General features: G+C 47.3%; 14 protein-coding genes. 7 read left to right on the forward strand and 7 right to left on the reverse strand.

The window, feature by feature from the left end:
- Positions 1-25: 25 nt before the first annotated feature.
- Entirely contained in the window at positions 26-1,036 is a 1,011-nt protein-coding gene (locus tag DR864_RS11555) for a S1C family serine protease (protein WP_114067123.1), read from the forward strand.
- A 10-nt stretch (positions 1,037-1,046) separates the two neighbouring features.
- Here the strand turns inward: DR864_RS11555 and DR864_RS11560 are convergent, their stop codons facing one another.
- The 3 genes from DR864_RS11560 to DR864_RS11570 form a co-directional block, all read right to left on the reverse strand.
- Positions 1,047-1,298 (reverse strand): hypothetical protein, encoded by a 252-nt coding sequence (locus tag DR864_RS11560; RefSeq protein ID WP_114067124.1) that lies wholly within the window; start codon positions 1,296-1,298, stop codon positions 1,047-1,049.
- A gap of 122 nt (positions 1,299-1,420) precedes the next feature.
- Entirely contained in the window at positions 1,421-1,879 is a 459-nt protein-coding gene (locus tag DR864_RS11565; RefSeq protein WP_114067125.1) for a nuclear transport factor 2 family protein, read from the reverse strand.
- Positions 1,880-1,958: 79 nt separating this feature from the next.
- Positions 1,959-2,258: a hypothetical protein gene (locus DR864_RS11570; protein WP_114067126.1), complete on the reverse strand. Its 300-nt coding sequence runs from the start codon at positions 2,256-2,258 to the stop codon at positions 1,959-1,961.
- Positions 2,259-2,354: 96 nt separating this feature from the next.
- Here DR864_RS11570 and hslU point away from each other — a divergent pair, with 96 nt between their 5' ends.
- Positions 2,355-3,791, forward strand: a complete 1,437-nt coding sequence (gene hslU, locus DR864_RS11575) for an ATP-dependent protease ATPase subunit HslU (protein ID WP_114067127.1) — start codon at positions 2,355-2,357, stop codon at positions 3,789-3,791.
- A gap of 57 nt (positions 3,792-3,848) precedes the next feature.
- Here the strand turns inward: hslU and DR864_RS11580 are convergent, their stop codons facing one another.
- Genes DR864_RS11580 through DR864_RS11590 form a run of 3 tightly spaced genes read right to left on the reverse strand, consistent with a single transcriptional unit; the run spans position 3,849 to position 6,895 of the window.
- Positions 3,849-4,631 (reverse strand): LytR/AlgR family response regulator transcription factor, encoded by a 783-nt coding sequence (locus DR864_RS11580; RefSeq protein WP_114067128.1) that lies wholly within the window; start codon positions 4,629-4,631, stop codon positions 3,849-3,851.
- A 37-nt stretch (positions 4,632-4,668) separates the two neighbouring features.
- Positions 4,669-5,754, reverse strand: a complete 1,086-nt coding sequence (locus tag DR864_RS11585) for a sensor histidine kinase (RefSeq protein WP_162793742.1) — start codon at positions 5,752-5,754, stop codon at positions 4,669-4,671.
- Positions 5,726-6,895 carry a sensor histidine kinase gene (locus DR864_RS11590; RefSeq protein WP_114067130.1) on the reverse strand — a complete coding sequence of 390 codons (1,170 nt, stop codon included), beginning with the start codon at positions 6,893-6,895 and terminating at the stop codon, positions 5,726-5,728. Before DR864_RS11590 ends, DR864_RS11585 begins: the two co-directional genes overlap by 29 nt.
- Before the next feature lie 115 nt (positions 6,896-7,010).
- On the opposite strand from DR864_RS11590, the gene DR864_RS11595 reads away from it, so the two are divergent.
- Both DR864_RS11595 and DR864_RS11600 read left to right on the forward strand, forming a co-directional pair.
- A complete protein-coding gene (locus DR864_RS11595; RefSeq protein ID WP_114067131.1) occupies positions 7,011-8,429 on the forward strand; it encodes a S41 family peptidase in 1,419 nt (472 codons plus the stop codon).
- A gap of 108 nt (positions 8,430-8,537) precedes the next feature.
- Entirely contained in the window at positions 8,538-10,979 is a 2,442-nt protein-coding gene (locus DR864_RS11600) for a TonB-dependent receptor (RefSeq protein WP_114067132.1), read from the forward strand.
- A gap of 101 nt (positions 10,980-11,080) precedes the next feature.
- Here the strand turns inward: DR864_RS11600 and uxuA are convergent, their stop codons facing one another.
- On the reverse strand, positions 11,081-12,274 hold the full coding sequence (gene uxuA, locus DR864_RS11605) for a mannonate dehydratase (RefSeq protein ID WP_114067133.1): 1,194 nt from the start codon (positions 12,272-12,274) through the stop codon (positions 11,081-11,083).
- Positions 12,275-12,478: 204 nt separating this feature from the next.
- Between uxuA and DR864_RS11610 the strand changes: the two genes are divergently transcribed.
- The 3 genes from DR864_RS11610 to DR864_RS11620 all read left to right on the forward strand — a co-directional run bounded on the left by DR864_RS11610 (position 12,479) and on the right by DR864_RS11620 (position 15,491).
- Positions 12,479-13,612 (forward strand): Re/Si-specific NAD(P)(+) transhydrogenase subunit alpha, encoded by a 1,134-nt coding sequence (locus DR864_RS11610; protein WP_114070244.1) that lies wholly within the window; start codon positions 12,479-12,481, stop codon positions 13,610-13,612.
- Between the two features lie 88 nt (positions 13,613-13,700).
- Positions 13,701-14,009: an NAD(P) transhydrogenase subunit alpha part 2 gene (locus tag DR864_RS11615; RefSeq protein WP_013928540.1), complete on the forward strand. Its 309-nt coding sequence runs from the start codon at positions 13,701-13,703 to the stop codon at positions 14,007-14,009.
- 78 nt (positions 14,010-14,087) lie between these two features.
- Entirely contained in the window at positions 14,088-15,491 is a 1,404-nt protein-coding gene (locus DR864_RS11620) for an NAD(P)(+) transhydrogenase (Re/Si-specific) subunit beta (protein ID WP_114067134.1), read from the forward strand.
- The last annotated feature ends 335 nt before the right edge of the window (positions 15,492-15,826 follow it).

A 15,826-nucleotide genomic window follows, 5' to 3' on the forward strand; every position in this document is an offset into this window, starting at 1 on the left:
TGGGTTTTTCTCATTCTCAAACACCATGATAACTTTCACTAACTCAATTACTGACGTCGCCGAGGGCGGAAGTTCAGTCTTTAAAGATGATGCACCTTTACTCGATGCTTACTCCCAAACGGTGGTAAATGTAGCTAAAAAAGTCAGCAACTCGGTCGTTCAAATCAAAGTGAGCGGCAAAAAAGAACCCCGCAGCCGCACCCCAAACGAAGGGCAGGGAACCGGCTCTGGGTTTGTGATTTCGTCCGATGGGTTTGTGATTACCAACAACCACGTCGTGGCGGGTGCTACCAAAATTTCGGCACTGCTACAAGACGGGCGTGAGTTTGAAGCCCAAATTATTGGGCGTGACCCCGCCACCGACATTGCCGTGTTGAAAATCTACGGAGATGCCTTAAAGGCCGTTGCATTTGGCAACTCCAAAAACCTTCAGGTAGGCCAAATCGCCATTGCCATCGGCAACCCCTACGGATTTCAGTACACCGTTACGGCGGGTGTCATCAGCGCCTTGGGTCGCACGTTACGCTCAGAGTCGGGGCGTTTGATTGACGATGTCATTCAGACCGACGCTTCACTCAATCCGGGCAATTCTGGCGGGCCGTTGGTCAACTCCCAGGGTGAAGTCATCGGCGTCAATACCGCCGTTATTTTACCCGCACAGGGGCTGTGTTTTGCGGTATCTTCCAATATCACCGCGCAAGTAGCCGGTCAGCTTATCATGCAGGGGCGTGTACGCAGGGGGTATTTAGGGATTGCGGGCCAACTCATCAACCTCACCGACCGCATCATGCAGTACAATCAATTACAGACCAAAACAGGAATCTACATCGTGAGCGTAGAGGCCGACGGCGTGTCGTACAACTCGGAATTCAGGGCGGGCGACATTATTGTGGGCTTTGAAGGAAACCCAGTTGGCTCTGTGGATGATTTACACAAATTGCTTACCGAAACCACCATCGGTAAACGCAGTGAAGTGACGATTTTACGGAATAATTTGGCGAAGAAAATAAGCGTTATTCCGGGTGAATTGAAATAATTTCAGTGATTTACTCATTTCGTTCTATTGCTTCCTGAAAATCGGTGTGCATTTGATTGAAACGCGCAAAAATGGTTTTCAGGAATACTTCGTCCGTAAAGAGCTTACGAATATCAGCTTCGTCACCCAAAAAATCCATTTCACTGACTTTGTACGTTTGCTCATACAAGCCTGCTTCGACCTTGACGATGTACTTTCCGTTCCATGTATAAAGGGCGATTTTATAATGATCGGTGCTCGATATATCTCCTACGTAACGCATGACAGTAAGTGAAAGCGGCTACTCATAACCGCGTTTTTTGAAGGGGAAGACGGCTGCTTACAACCGACCTTGTTTTTTTTATATTGCTCGGGGGCAGAGGCCGCTGCGGCCCTGCCCCTACCTTATTCACAACCCTCTTTGCGACGGGTATCGATGATGCTCAGAATTTTCCAACCAGCGGCAGTTTTGACCAATTGAAACGCATTAACCCCGCAATGACTGAAATTGCCTTTGAAATAAAATTTATAAGGCGTCCAAGCCGTAGCCATTTCACCGTCGATACGGATGTCGACCGCGCTCAGGCGTTCGTCTAAATCACCCGGGGTAGCTTTGCCAATACTTTTCAAAAACCCTTCAAACGAATCGGAACGTACCGTGACTTCACCAGATTTGTTTTTGGCAATCGACTCAAGGCGTGCGCCTGGCATCAACGATTGGCGTACCAAGGTCGAATCGCTCTTTTTCATTCCGTCAAATAGCTGCTGGATAGGCACTTTGACCGCTGCCTCTTCGGCCAATTGGGCAAAAACGCCAACGCTGCAAAAGAGCGAAATACTCAAAATTTGGAATAACTTTTTCATAAGAAAATGAGTTTTTAGGAAACAAAAGAAGCGACGCTTATTCAAACGTCGCTTCGTATTTATATCAAATGCCAAAAATCTATTTGGCCGCAGGTGCTGTTGAATCAGCCGCTGCAGGTGCCGCCGCTGGAGCTGTCGTTTCAGCCGTAGCTGCTCCAAACATTTTTTCACGAATACTGTTGGTACGTAGTTCTAGTTCAGGCTTAGCCGTATATTTAATCTTGGTCTGACGAGCCGCCGAATCAGGATGCACACCGTAAACGTATTCATCGCCGGCGCGTACATCTGTTTGATCAATCTTATTGTTCTTTTGATACTTACAAGAGGCCAAAGAAACAACCAACAACAAAGCACTTATTTTCAAAAAGTTACGTTTCATCTTCAAGATTCGTTTATCAAATTTGTACAAAAATAGAGCTCAAATTTGAAATTGCCAACGTTTCTACATTTGTTTTGTAAAATTTTAATCGCATTTATGTCCTTACACTTAGACAAATTGACACCGCGCGAAATAGTCGCCGAGCTTGATAAATACATCATCGGACAACACGATGCCAAGCGCAACGTAGCCATTGCCCTCCGAAACCGTTGGCGGCGCATGAACAGCACGCCCGAAATGCAAAAGGAAATCATTCCCAACAACATCCTCATGATTGGGGCCACGGGGGTCGGGAAGACCGAAATTGCCCGCCGATTGGCCAAAATCGCCAATGCACCTTTCGTAAAAGTGGAAGCTTCGAAGTTTACCGAAGTGGGTTATGTGGGTCGCGATGTAGAAAGCATGGTGAGGGATTTGGTAGAACAGGCCGTTAATCTGGTCAAAACCGAAAAGAAAGAAGCCGTCAAACAAAGAGCGCAGGAAATCGTCGAAGATATTATTTTGGACGTGTTGATCCCTCCGATGTATCCCAACAATACCAACCAAAACCAGCACCGCCCCAGCGTTGGATTTGCCATTACAGATGATGCTGACATGGTGCAAACCCCGCCGCCAATTTCTTCCATGCCCGACCACGAGCTCAACGAACGGACACGCGGGCGTTTTCGGGAAAAACTGCGCGCAGGCGAGCTCGAAGACCGCAAAATCGAAATAGATATGCAGGCATCGGCCGCACCCAACATCGGCGTCATGGGTGGTCCCATTGATGATATGTCGATGATGAATATTCAGGAAATGCTGGGCAATATGATGCCTAAGCGCAACAAAAAGCGCAAGGTGACCATCGCCGACGCCCGCAAGATTTTGCTCGAAGAAGAAGCCGCCAAGCTCATCGACATGGACGAGGTCAAAGAAGAAGCCATCGCCAAAGCCGAAGATTTAGGCATTATTTTTATTGATGAAATTGACAAAATCGCCAATTCAAACGGAAAGGGTGGCGGCCCCGATGTGAGCCGCGAAGGCGTACAACGCGATTTGTTGCCGATTGTGGAAGGCTCTACGGTCAACACTAAATACGGCCCCATCAAAACCGACCATATTTTGTTTGTGGCGGCGGGGGCATTTCATGTTTCGAAGCCCTCTGATTTGATTCCCGAATTGCAGGGACGTTTCCCGATTCGGGTCGAATTGCAAAGCCTTACGGAAGATGATTTCTACCGGATTTTGAAAGAGCCCCGCAACTCTCTGACTCGCCAATACCACGCGCTGATGGAGTCTGAAGGTGTAGAACTGACGTTTAACGACGACGCCCTGCGCGAACTCGCCAAGCTAGCTTTTACCATCAACTCCGACGTCGAAAACATCGGGGCGCGTCGTTTGCAGACGGTGATGAGTACCTTACTCAATGATTTTATGTACGACATTCCCGACGTCATCGGTGCCAATTCACACGTGTTGGTCACCAAAGAATTGGTACAACAACGTCTGTCAAGTCTGGTCAAAAACCGCGATTTGAGTCAGTATATTTTGTAGTGAATAACGTCGGCGAGGTTTGTAAGGGGAAGCCCGGTCCTCGCCGACGTTAGTATGTTACCGCACCACGATCTGATGCCCCAATCGTTCTAAAAGCGATTCTCGGTACTGCATCCCTATCGGAATCTGTACATTAGAGAGCAGTCCCAACATGTTTCCGCTGATGCCTTTGATTTTGGTGAGGTTGGCAATGTAGGATTTATGAACCCTGGCAAACATCGCCGAAGGCAGACTTTCTTCCATTTTTTTCATGGTCAGGTACGTAACAATAAAGCGGTTTTCGACATAAATCTTTACGTAGTCCTTCATCGCCTCCACGTACTGAATATCGGTAAATTGAATTTTGACGAGGTTTCCGTCTTCTTTCACAAAAATATGTTCTTCAGCGTTTGAGCGCGGTGTACCGGTTTCCTCAACGGGAGGCTTGGGAAGGGAAATTTCAGGATTCCCTTGTCGCCTTTGTCCCAATATTTCTTTGGCTTCAAATCGCTCTTTCACTTTCTGTACCGCCCTTAAAAATCGCTCAAACGCAATGGGTTTCAGCAGATAATCCGTTACATCTAACTCAAACCCTTCATGGGCATATTGATGAAAAGCGGTGGTCATGACGACCTGCGGGCGTTGCGGCAATGATTTGAGAAATTCGAGCCCGGAGATTTGAGGCATCTCAATGTCACAAAAAATCAAGTCAATGGCATTTCGGGAAAGCTCATCGTAGGCTTCAAAAACGTTATTGGTTTTCGCCACCAATTCCAAAAAAGGAAGACGCCCGATAAACGTTTCAATAATTTCCTGCGCAATAGGCTCGTCTTCAACGATTAAACAGCGTATTTTTTTCATAAAATCTTTTTCTCCGGCAGCGAAATATCGTCGGTTTTTAATTCATTAATTTCTTTTCAGTCATGATGCTTTCCAATTCCAATCTCAACTCCATTTTATAGACATATTCGTTCTCAATCAGCTGAAGACGGTGTTTATTTGGGTACAGATAAGTCAAGCGTTTTTGGGTATTTTCGAGAGCGTTATTTTGACATGAATTGATTTTGTCGGCTTCGACTCTAAGCGTCAGCACTGATTTTTCGACCAATAAATCAATGTCACACTCTGATTTTAAGCATTTGAAAGCACTGTTTATCAAGGGAAAAAGAAGCATCGGGGCAATCTGTAAATACTCGCTTTGTTCCGTTTTGAGCCTGAAATTAACGTTGACTTGGTTGGGCAGACGACTTTCTTCCAGATCAATGCAATTGATGATAAAGTCCAATTCTTTCGGCAAAGGCACGGCATCCACGTCGGTTTCGTAAAGGGTATAGCGGGTTGTGTTTGACAATTTAAGCACCATTTGGGCCGCCTGCTCCGGGGCTGTGGCAGTCAGTTTTTTGATATTTTCCAACGCCCCATTGATAAACTGAGGATTGATCTGCGATTTTAACAGCTTGATTTCCAAATCCATTTTGTTTTTCTCCAGCAAATTATTTTTCCGTTGATTCATGACCAAATCTATCATCAGTTTCAGTGAAATAGGAAACCACCGGCTGGGCTGCGACAGGAAAAAATCAGTATTAAAAAGCAAAAATTGCAGCCTTTTCAACATCCCACCGCCTTCTATATTAATCATGTGATTATAATCTTTAGTGAAGGTTCCGAAGTCAAAATAACGAAGCGCAATTTGCCAGAATATTTCACCTACTAACGCTCTGAACCCATAACCGGCAAAAAACAACACGATCAGATAGAGAACATACTTTGATTCTGTAAACATCCGATGCACGCAAACCAACGCCAACCGGTAGATGCTGTACGAGGCAAGCGTGCTTCCCACGGCCCAAACCATCGCCCCTGATGTAAACATATTTGCCGATGCGCCTACATAAAAACACCCATACATGTACCAAAACAGCCAAAATAGCCATTCACCGATGACGGCGCGTTTGTTATAAATATAGCTTGAGATTAACTTCATACTCATTGGGATTGTCTTGAATCGTCAGCAAATGGTTGGGATACAACAGCGAAAGCCTGCGCTTGATATTGACCAGGCCGATACCACCGACCTTGGTTTTGCTGATTTTCAATACCGGCTTCGTATTTCTTACCGTAAAGTTCAATTGCCTGTCTTTAAGGGTTAAACGAATTGATATCTGCGCTTGGTCGAGGTTATTGAGCAGGCCGTGTTTGAAAGCATTTTCAACAAACGGCAGCAGCACCCGCGGTGCAATTTCTTGATTTTGCATTGCAGCTTCATCGGTATCAAAATCAATCGTTACGTTTTTATCGTGCCTTATTTTTTCCAGATTAACGTAGTTTTTGAGGTAATCAACTTCCGATTGCAGAGGAACTTTACTGCCCAACGAATCATCAAAAGATTGTTTCAGCAGGCTCTGCAATTGACTGATGGCGGTTTGGGTTTCGGGCTTTTGATTGAGGATCAATCCATAAATATTGTTAAGAGAATTGAACAGAAAATGGGGATTGAGCTGGCTTTGCAAAAACTTCGATTCAAGGTGATGATTAAGGTCGTTGAGCTGTTTTTGTTTGATGGTATTCTCAATAAAATACTTCATCGTTTTGGCTAAAACAATAAGCCCGAATTGGTTTCTGAATTCATAAAATACCGTGAATGCAAAGGACAGACTCGTGAAATGCCCCAACAGCCCGCGTTCGTTGAAAGTATCTACAAAGGCCAACAGGGGATTGTCCTCGCGGGACGTAGAATACGCGTTGACCTTATTAAGCCCGTATATCTCCTGAACAAATAAAAAAGTACCGTACGTAAAGACGGTAAAATACCAAAAGGCCACCGCCGAGAAGAAGGCAAGGTATTTTTCGCGAGCAAAGTACTTGGGAAACAAATAGTAGAAAATAAAGTACCCGGCCAAAATATTACTGCCCAAATAGAGATAAAAATAGGTGGAATAGCGCAGGTTTTCGACGTAAAATTCAGCCATTAAGTTTTTATAACTGAAATACAGATAACTCAGGTGAACCAAAACCCGCAGCCAGAGCCCCTCATTATAAAAATGAAGGACCTTCTCCATAAAGTCAAATGCCTTGGTATTCTGTTGGTCGAGCCGATTCATGCGTTCGTCTAAAAGTTTGGGCAAATTTCGGGAGAATTGGGTAGTATCTCTTGCGAAATCTCCTCGTTTGTCTAATTCTCTTTGTCAATCCGGCCATTGTTTCGAGTTTTGCAGTCGATAAAACAATCTATTCAAAACCATGAGAAAAACCGTTGCTGCTTTTATTTTCATTCTTCATTGTCTAATCGGCAAGGCCCAAACCTGCGATTGCGCCACGATGTTAACGGCCGTTATTCAAAAAACAGAGGACAATTATTCGGGTTATTTTGATAAAGTGAACGCTAAAACCAAACCCCGTTATCATCAATTGACCGACAGCCTGCGTACAGCCTCGAAAGGCATAACCGGTGAGAAAGACTGCTATCAATTGCTGAGAATCTACAAGCGCTTTTTTCGTGACGGACATTTTCAACTTTCCTACAATGCCCCCGAAGTAGTAGTTCCAATCCGGACTATCAACACCGACGAAGCAAAGGCCAAAGCCTATTTTGACGCCCATTCGGCTACATTACACCCCCTTGAAGGCATTTGGGAAGCGGTAGACGGCAGCTACCGCGTGGCGCTCATGCGCGACCCACTCCAAGCCGACAAAATTGCGGCGGTAGTATTGGCGGCCCAAAACAAAAAATGGCAACCAGGCATGGTCAAATTTGAGGCCAATGCCGACGGTGCAAGTCCTTATAAAGGCATTTATTGGGCGGGCGATCTGTCATCGTCGGAGCGGACGTTTCCGTTGGAAAGAAACATGATGAATATCCCGAACTCAGGCTATTGGGCACGGGAATATCCGCAAAAGGCTACCCCCGAAGAGCTTGCCAAAGCCCAACAGGGAGACGAAGTATTTCAAGTGAAAGCCATTGATCCACAAACGTTTTATATAAAAATACCCTCCTTTGGCATCTCGTTTGAAATGGTCGACAGCGTTTTGAAAGCCCATGATGCCGTGATTAGAAACTCGCCTCATTTGATTGTGGATATTCGGGACAATGGCGGCGGTATGAACAGTTCGTTTCCGGCCCTTTTGAAATACCTCAATACCAACAACTTCAAAGACATTTATTCGCATTTTAGGAGTACTGCCGATAACCTGCAAGCCGAGCAGGAAATCATAGACCGAGCCTTATCCGAGGGTTGGATTTCGGCCAAAGAAGCCAAACCTTGGCAGGAGAGCTTAGCTAAGAACCGCAAACAAATCGGCAAAATGGTGAAATACCCCGCCGAAAATATGAAATACAAAGAAGTAATGGCGAATCCGCAGAAAGTGTCGGTTTTGATGAATGAACACTGTTACAGCAGCGCCGAGTATTTTGTGTTTTACGCCAAACAAAGCAAAAAAGTAACGCTTTTCGGCAATCATACGGGCGGTATGATGGACTACGGCAACGTGCGCGAGCACAAACTCCCCTGCCCCACGTTTGAGTTGCGTTTGCCTACTACGCGCACAGGTTGGGTGGACTATGCCCCGATTGACAACGTAGGTTTTCAACCCGACGTAAAGATCCCGGATACCGAAAAAGATTGGGTGAAATTTGTGCTCAACCATCGACAAAATCAATGAGTGGGCGTTGGTCGAGCCACGTCATCGTTCATCTAAAAAAATTTCCAGCGGCGTAACAACGGGGCAATTTTGTGTCCATAACCAAACAACACAAACCTGTTAACAGCTATGAACCGTTTTTCTACCGCTGCCCTGTTATTGTCAGTACTGACTTTTTTTCAGGCCATGAGCCAAGTAAAAGGCACCATCAGAGGCCGCGCCTTAGACGGCAGCACTCGCAGACCCGTCGAGTTTGCGAGTGTCGCCTTACTTTCTTCCGCCGATTCCTCGCTTGTCAAAGGAGCTATGACCGATACCTCCGGCATTTTTGTGATTTCCAACCTTGCCGAAGGTAACTACCTCATTACGCTTTCGAGCGTTGAGTACCAAAGGGTTTTTAAAGGGCCGTTGCTGATCAACGATTCTCACCCGGAACTGGACTTGGGAGACTTGCCGATGGTTACCGACCAAAAACTGCTGGAAGAAGTAATCGTAAAAGGCAACAAGCCCGTTTTTGAACAAAAATTGGGGACGATCATCGTCAACGTAGACAGTAAGATGTTCAAAACCTCGGCCAATGCCCTCGAAATCCTGCGGCGCTCGCCGGGACTGCTGGTAGATATGACGGGCAATGTGACGTTTAGAGGGACTTCGCCCAAGATTTTGATCGATGGCAAAGACCTCAGGATGACCGACGAGCAGGAGAAAAACTACCTGCGCTCCCTCGCCCCCGAGCAGATCGAAAGCATTGAGCTAATTCCCAATCCTCCCGCTAAGTACGAGGCATCATACCAAACGGTCATCAACGTTAAACTCAAACGTGACCAAAATTTGGGGCTGAAAGGCAGTGTCTATGGTTCATACCGCCAACACCGTTTCAGCGACAGCGAAGCGGGCGGGAATGTCACCTTCAAAGCCCCTAAAATGGCGTATTCGCTCAATTTGGGCGTAAGCAACGCGAATTGGTTTCAGAATTTGACCGACCGCCGAGTAATGGGCAGCACCGCGCAAAAGGATGTTTTTGAGTCATTTGCGTTCATCCGAAACCCAACAAAAAGCCTCAATTTTCTCGCCGGAGCCGAATACACCCTCAACGCTAAAAACAGCATTGATTTCAAACTGACTGGCGATTTTTCCAACTCACCCAATATCACCTATGCCGAAAACAAATCCACGATTCAGGACGTAGAGCAGCCTTTTTTAGTGAGCAATAATCAAATGAGCGAAAGAGGCAAAACCCTAACGGGCTTGTTGGGGTATCGTTACCAAAATAACAAAGGCCGCGAGTTTATGGCAGAAGTAGCCATGGCCGACAACCAAAAACCCGGCTCGCAGGATTTGATTTCGGAGTATTACCGAAACGATCAACCGGTGCGGGGCATTTCGCGCCAACGCAATGAGCAGCAGGCCAATTCAAACTTTAAAACGCTGAATGTGAGCTATGCCGACTTGATATTTAAGCAATGGAAGCTGGAAACGGGTTTTAAAATCAATTATGTACAAAACGCCGCCAAAATAGCTTTTGACACGCTCACCCGTGCCGATGCCACCAAAAACACGCCGCTTACCGATGCTGATTTCAGCAAAGATGCAGGTCGAAGCAATGAGTTTACGTTTGACGAAAATATCAATATGTTTTTCCTGCAAATGAGTCGGCAATTCAAAAAACTGGGTTTTTCTGCGGGAGTTCGGGGCGAAAACACCGTAACCCAAGGAGAATCCGTGACCCTGAAATCATTGGTCAATCGTAATTATTGGAACATCCTGCCGAGCCTGACCTTACAGTATAAAATCAACGACAACAGCAACTTGGTGTGGGCATCGTCGCGTAAGCTGTCGCGCCCTACGGTGTGGCAGTTGAATCCCTTTCCGTTTTTTATAGACCCACTCACCGTGGCCATGGGCAATCCGTTTCTCTTTCCACGCATCCGGAATGTGTCCGAACTCACCTATACAAACAAAAAACTGATGTTGATCACGGGCTATAATCTGAATCAAAATGCCGTGTCGCAGTTGCCTCTTTACAACGCCTCTACGCGCCTCACTACCTGGCAGCAGGTGAATACCCAAACCCAAAGGGTGTTTTTTGACGTGAGCCATTCGGCCCCAATTTTGCCGAAATGGAACTATCAGATGTACCTGAGCGTGGCCTATGGCAGTGAAAAAGTACGGGTAAACGACCGAGACAATCAAATTAGCGGTCTATCGGCTTCGCTGTGGGTTTCCAACCTATTTACATTGCCCAAAGGCTACAATTTAGAGGTGTCGGGCTGGTACAATGTGCCTAATCCATCGGGTTTTTATAAGTCTAAAGGCATGGGAGCCGTCAATATGGGCGTGCAAAAAAGCTTTAAAAACAACCGATGGAATGCGCAATTGAACATCAATGATATTTTCCTGACGAGCATTTTCAGGGCCCATATTCAGGTTGACAACAGCGACATGACCTTCATCAACCGACAGGCCAACCGCAACGCTTCGCTGCGAATTACCCACAATTTCGGGAAGTCAAAATACCAAGCCAAAGGCCGCAAATCAAGTGTCAGTGAAGATGCTGAGCGGTTGCGTTAGGAAGTAAAATCCAACTTACACGGAGTACCCCAGAGCGTTTACAAAAAGAACCACAGAGTTTGTTTTTCTCTCTGTGGTTCTCCGTGTAATGAAATGTTTTTTTAGGATAACAAACTCCGTTCAATGCCCATTTCCAATCCTCTCAACTCCGCCAATCCGCGCAAACGACCGATGGCTGTGTAGCCAGGATTGGTCCTTTTTCCCGCGTTGAGGTCGTCGAGCATTTTGTGGCCGTGGTCGGGGCGGAACGGCATTTTTAAATCGGTACGTCCCTCTTCTTTTCTTCTTTTCTGTTCCAGCAATAATGCTTTCATGACGCCATACATATCCACATTTCCTTCCAAGTGATTGGCTTCGTGGAAGTTCCCTTCTTCGTCGCGCTGAGTAGCACGCAGGTGGATGAAGTGAATGCGGTCGCCGAGACGCTCCACCATGCCTACCAAGTCGTTATCGGCCCGTACGCCGTAGCTTCCTGTACAAAAACACAGACCGTTGGCCGATAAATCGGCAGCAGCCAGTAGTTGCTTAGCGTCGGCTTCGGTACTGACGACACGCGGCAATCCCAAGATCGGATACGGCGGATCGTCCGGGTGAATCGACAATCGAATCCCCGCATCTTGCGCCACGGGCACAATTTCCCGTAAGAATGCGTACAGGTTTTCGCGTAATTCTTTGTCACCTACATATTTATACGTATCCAACACGTCCCTAAACTGCTCTACGGTATAGCTTTCTTCCGAACCTGGCAAACCCGCAATGATGTTACGCACCAACCGTGTGACATCCGCCTCGTCGGCTTTATCAATCCACGCTTTGGCCTTCAATTTTTGGGTCTCAGTATAGTGCGCTTCTGCCCCTACACGTTTTAAAATATACAGTTCAAAAGCGGCAAATTCGTTAAAATCAAACCGCAATCCCGTAGAACCGTCGGGCATAGGCGCGTTCAAATCCGTCCGTGTCCAGTCCAAAATAGGCATAAAATTATAGCAAACGGTATCAATGCCGCAGGCCGCCAAATTGGTGAGCGATTCTTTATAGTTTTCGATGTATTGCTTAAAATTTCCCGATGCTTTTTTGATGTCTTCATGAACGGGCACACTTTCTACCACCGACCAGCTCAAACCAGCCTCTTCGATGATTGCTTTGCGTTGCTGAATATCTTCTACCGTCCAAACCTGACCGTTCGGAATTTGGTGCAAGGCGTTTACAATGCTCGTTGCGCCGGCTTGTCTTACATCCGACAGACTTACGGGGTCGTTGGGGCCAAACCACCGCCATGTTTGTTCTAATGCCATATTTTGATGTGCTAAAGCACTGTTAATTGTTATCTGTTAATCGTTATTTATTAATTCTTCTACCCTCAATAAGTTGGTAAGCAAAAAATAAAGTCAGCAAAGGAAAAAAATTACTTCACAAATTTGCTAAAAACAGCCATCCGCTATTGTTTATGCAAATTTTGTCCTATATTTTGGCGTTTAATTCCTAAAATCTTCTTGACCTTGAAAATTGCGATTTTAAAAGAAACGAAAGCCTTCGAAAGGCGCGTTGCTATCACACCTGATATTGTTAAATCTCTTCTGAAAGCAGGTTTTACGTGCGCCATCCAGTCGGGTGCGGGCGAAAACTCCTCCCTTCTGAACGCAGACTACGAAAAAGCGGGCGCCACCGTTGCCGCCGACACCCAAACCCTTCTGGCTGATGCCGACGTGGTGCTGAAAGTCAACGCCCCCACGCTCGACGAAGTAGCGCAAATGCGCGAAGGTGCCATTTCGATTTCGTTTTTGTACGCCTACACCCAGCCCGAGTTGGTCAAGGCTCTCAATGCGAAAAAGATTTCGGCTTTCAGCATGGATGCCGTACCCCGCACAACCAAAGCCCAAAGCATGGACGCGCTCAGTTCGCAGGCCAACCTGGCTGGCTATAAGGCCGTGCTGCTCGGTGCCAACGCGCTCGGCAAGATTTTCCCACTCATGATGACCGCCGCCGGCACCATCAAGCCTTCCAAGGTACTTATTTTTGGCGCGGGCGTGGCGGGCTTACAGGCCATTGCCACCGCCAAGCGCCTCGGGGCCGTCGTGGAAGTGTCTGACGTGCGCCCCGAGACCAAAGAACAAGTGGAATCGTTGGGCGGAAAATTCTTGAGCGTGGAAGGCATGGAAGCCAACAAATCGGAAGGCGGCTACGCCAAAGAAGTGTCGGCGGAGTTTTTGCAGAAACAACAGGACCTCATTAAACAACGCATCAAAGACGCCGACATCGTCATCACAACCGCCCTCGTGATGGGCAAAAAAGCCCCGATTCTGGTCACAGAAGAGATGGTGCAGTCCATGAAAACGGGTAGTGTCATCGTGGACATGGCCGTAGAATCGGGCGGCAACTGCGCCCTGAGCGAAGCCAACCAAACCGTGGTCAAAAACGGTGTCACGATCATCGGAGAGTCTAACCTCCCCGCCTTGCTATCGACCAACGCCAGTGATTTATACGCCAAAAACATCAGCACACTTCTACTGCATTTGGCCAACAAAGACGGTTTTAAGTGGGAATTGGAGGAGGAAATCACCAAAGGCAGCCTCATTACCCACCAAGGTACGTCGGTACATGCGTTTACAAAAGGGATTCTGGAAAAGAAGTGAGGAGCGAGAAATGAGGAGTGAGAGTTTTGACTCCAATCTTTTTCATCAATGACCAATCACCGCCCACTAACCACAAATCAATAATTAAATGGATTCAATCATCACGTTTATTGGAGAAAATATCCAGCTTATTTATATCCTCATCCTATCCATTTTTGTGGGGATCGAGGTCATTTCCAAAGTGCCGTCGGCGCTGCATACGCCGCTGATGTCGGGCGCCAATGCCATCCACGGGGTGGTGATTATCGGGGCTATCATCGTCATGGGCCACGCTGAAGCTGGCAACTGGCCCGCATTGATTTTGGGCTTTTTGGCAGTAATTCTCGGTACGCTCAACGTCGTCGGCGGTTTCGTAGTCACAGACCGAATGTTGGAAATGTTTAAAAAGAAGAAATAAAATTTAGTTAGCAGTTAGCAGCCCATGGTAAAAAGGGAAAGCGACTGCCAGCTGTTTACTGTAAACTGCACACTCACAATGCTTCAACAATACTGGTTATACCTCATTTACCTTTTGGGTTCCGTGTTTTTTATTGTAGGCTTGAAAATGCTCTCTGGACCCAAAACCGCCCGTAATGGCAATTTTTTGGCGGCAGCGGGCATGACACTCGCCATTTTGGGCACCATCTTCATGCACAAAAACGAAGACGGCGAATCCATCGGCAATTACGGCTGGATTTTCGGCGGCATTGCCATCGGAACCGTACTAGGCTGGATTTCGGCCAAGAAAGTTAAAATGACGGCCATGCCCCAAATGGTGAGCCTTTTCAACGGCATGGGCGGTGCCTGCGCAGCCTTGATTTCGTTGGTAGAATTCGGCCATTTGCACGGCGACACCCCGCCCGTTACGATTCTGACTATCGTGGCGGGACTCGTCATCGGGAGCGTTTCGTTTTCGGGCAGTATCATCGCCTACGCCAAGTTGCAGGAAATTCTGAAAAAGACTTTCAAGCTTCCCGCCCAAAATATCCTTACCATCATACTTATGGCGAGTATTTTGGGGCTAAGCATCTATCTCTCCTTCGGACAGGCTTCGACGGGACTGCTGTACGTTATTTTTGCCCTATCACTTGCCTACGGCATCCTGTTTGTGTTGCCCATCGGCGGTGCGGATATGCCCGTGGTGATCTCGCTGTTGAACTCCTTTACGGGTGTTGCGGCGGCCTTCGGCGGTTTTTTGTACGACAATCAGGTCATGCTCACGGGCGGGATCCTGGTGGGTTCGGCGGGTACGCTACTCACGATTTTGATGTGTAACGCCATGAACCGTTCCCTCACCAATGTTATCTTCGGGTCGTTTGGCGGCGGCGGTGCGGCGGCGGGCGAAGCCAGCACCTTTGCGGGCGGCTCAGTAAAAAGCAGCACGCCTTCCGACATTGCCATCTTGATGAACTACGCCCAAAAAGTAATCGTAGTGCCAGGCTATGGGTTGGCGGTGGCGCAGGCGCAGCACGTGATTCACGAACTGGAAGCGATTCTTGAAAAACGCGGCGTGGAGGTCAAATACGCCATTCACCCCGTAGCAGGACGGATGCCCGGCCACATGAACGTGCTCTTGGCAGAATCCAACGTAGCCTACGACAAGCTCGTGGAAATGGAAGAAATCAACGATCAGTTTGCCACTACCGACGTGGTGTTTGTGGTAGGTGCCAACGACGTAGTCAACCCCGCCGCTCGCAGCAACCCGGCCAGCCCAATTTACGGCATGCCGATCCTCAACGCCGACAAAGCCCGCACGGTGATCGTGAGCAAACGCTCCATGGCGGCCGGCTACGCGGGCATCGACAACGAACTTTTCTACTACCCCAACTGCCTCATGCTCTTCGGCGATGCCAAAGACTCCATCACCAAAGTTGTGGCGGAATTGAAGGGAATGGATTAAGAAAGTAACGTTTGATAAATTTTTAGAAGAGATTTTGCCTTTTTTTAGGCATTAGAGGACATATTGATTAGCATTGTATACAGGTGGCTCAGTTGAGTTACCTGTTTTTTTGTTTTGTACTTTTCCCCCGTTGTGCGGAGTCTTCCAATGGGAGACTTCGTACCAAAAATAAAGACAGTGTTTGTAACACGGTAATTGCCCCCGTTGTGCGGAGTCTTCCAATGGGAGACTCCGCACCGAAAATAAAGAGAGTGTTTGCAACACGGTAAGTGCTAATTCATAACCATCAAGGCTAAAGCCCATAAATCAGCCCCGTTGTTCGTAGTCTTCCTTCG

The sequence above is a fragment of the Runella rosea genome (genome assembly GCF_003325355.1).
Taxonomy (GTDB): Bacteria; Bacteroidota; Bacteroidia; order Cytophagales; family Spirosomataceae; genus Runella; species Runella rosea.

Coding starts and splice junctions, on each gene's coding strand:
- DR864_RS11555 (WP_114067123.1), top strand. CDS start 26: ATGATAACTTTCACTAACTCAATTACTGACGTCGCCGAGGGCGGAAGT.
- DR864_RS11560 (WP_114067124.1), bottom strand. CDS start 1,298: ATGCGTTACGTAGGAGATATATCGAGCACCGATCATTATAAAATCGCC.
- DR864_RS11565 (WP_114067125.1), bottom strand. CDS start 1,879: ATGAAAAAGTTATTCCAAATTTTGAGTATTTCGCTCTTTTGCAGCGTT.
- DR864_RS11570 (WP_114067126.1), bottom strand. CDS start 2,258: ATGAAACGTAACTTTTTGAAAATAAGTGCTTTGTTGTTGGTTGTTTCT.
- hslU (WP_114067127.1), top strand. CDS start 2,355: ATGTCCTTACACTTAGACAAATTGACACCGCGCGAAATAGTCGCCGAG.
- DR864_RS11580 (WP_114067128.1), bottom strand. CDS start 4,631: ATGAAAAAAATACGCTGTTTAATCGTTGAAGACGAGCCTATTGCGCAG.
- DR864_RS11585 (WP_162793742.1), bottom strand. CDS start 5,754: ATGAAGTTAATCTCAAGCTATATTTATAACAAACGCGCCGTCATCGGT.
- DR864_RS11595 (WP_114067131.1), top strand. CDS start 7,011: ATGAGAAAAACCGTTGCTGCTTTTATTTTCATTCTTCATTGTCTAATC.
- DR864_RS11600 (WP_114067132.1), top strand. CDS start 8,538: ATGAACCGTTTTTCTACCGCTGCCCTGTTATTGTCAGTACTGACTTTT.
- uxuA (WP_114067133.1), bottom strand. CDS start 12,274: ATGGCATTAGAACAAACATGGCGGTGGTTTGGCCCCAACGACCCCGTA.
- DR864_RS11615 (WP_013928540.1), top strand. CDS start 13,701: ATGGATTCAATCATCACGTTTATTGGAGAAAATATCCAGCTTATTTAT.
- DR864_RS11620 (WP_114067134.1), top strand. CDS start 14,088: ATGCTTCAACAATACTGGTTATACCTCATTTACCTTTTGGGTTCCGTG.